This is a genomic window from Paenibacillus sp. 4624, assembly GCF_050435065.1.
GTDB lineage: Bacteria > Bacillota > Bacilli > Paenibacillales > Paenibacillaceae > Paenibacillus > Paenibacillus amylolyticus_D.
Window position 1 is genome coordinate 1 of sequence record NZ_JBNDJR010000033.1, and the last position, 1,327, is coordinate 1,327.

The 1,327-nt window shown below is 54.7% G+C and carries 1 rRNA gene; it reads left to right on the forward strand.

Features of this window, described 5'->3' with window-relative positions:
* Positions 1–1,327: ribosomal RNA gene (locus ABIE27_RS31000) — 23S ribosomal RNA — on the forward strand; the annotation flags it as partial.

The window sequence follows — 1,327 nt, forward strand, 5'->3', positions numbered from 1 at the left end:
CGTAAGGCTGAGCTGTGATGGGGAGTGAAAATTACAGTAGCGAAGGTCATGATCTCACACTGCCAAGAAAAGCCTCTAGCCAGATGAAGGTGCCCGTACCGCAAACCGACACAGGTAGGCGAGAAGAGAATTCTAAGGCGCGCGGAAGAACTCTCGTTAAGGAACTCGGCAAAATGACCCCGTAACTTCGGGAGAAGGGGTGCCCCGGTAGTGTGAATAGCACGAGGGGGCCGCAGTGAAAAGGCCCAAGCGACTGTTTAGCAAAAACACAGGTCTGTGCGAAGCCGTAAGGCGAAGTATACGGGCTGACGCCTGCCCGGTGCTGGAAGGTTAAGGGGAGTGGTTAGGAGCAATCCGAAGCTGTGAACCGAAGCCCCAGTAAACGGCGGCCGTAACTATAACGGTCCTAAGGTAGCGAAATTCCTTGTCAGGTAAATTCTGACCCGCACGAATGGCGTAACGACTTGGGCGCTGTCTCAACGAGAGATCCGGTGAAATTTTAATACCTGTGAAGATGCAGGTTACCCGCGACAAGACGGAAAGACCCCATGGAGCTTTACTGCAGCTTGATATTGAATTTGGGTACGATCTGTACAGGATAGGTGGGAGCCTTTGAAGCATGAGCGCCAGCTTGTGTGGAGGCACCGTTGGGATACCACCCTGATCGTATCTAGGTTCTAACCTGGTGCCCTCAGCGGGTACGGGGACAGTGTCAGGTGGGCAGTTTGACTGGGGCGGTCGCCTCCTAAAGAGTAACGGAGGCGCCCAAAGGTTCCCTCAGAATGGTTGGAAATCATTCGAAGAGTGCAAAGGCATAAGGGAGCTTGACTGCGAGACCTACAAGTCGAGCAGGGACGAAAGTCGGGCTTAGTGATCCGGTGGTACCGCATGGAAGGGCCATCGCTCAACGGATAAAAGCTACCCTGGGGATAACAGGCTTATCTCCCCCAAGAGTCCACATCGACGGGGAGGTTTGGCACCTCGATGTCGGCTCATCGCATCCTGGGGCTGAAGTAGGTCCCAAGGGTTGGGCTGTTCGCCCATTAAAGCGGTACGCGAGCTGGGTTCAGAACGTCGTGAGACAGTTCGGTCCCTATCTGTCGTGGGCGTAGGAAATTTGAGAGGAGCTGTCCTTAGTACGAGAGGACCGGGATGGACGTACCGCTGGTGTACCAGTTGTTCCGCCAGGAGCACCGCTGGGTAGCTATGTACGGACGGGATAAGCGCTGAAAGCATCTAAGCGTGAAGCCCCCCTCAAGATGAGATTTCCCAGTATGTAAGACCCCTTGAAGACGACGAGGTAGATAGGCTGGGGGTGGAAGTGCAG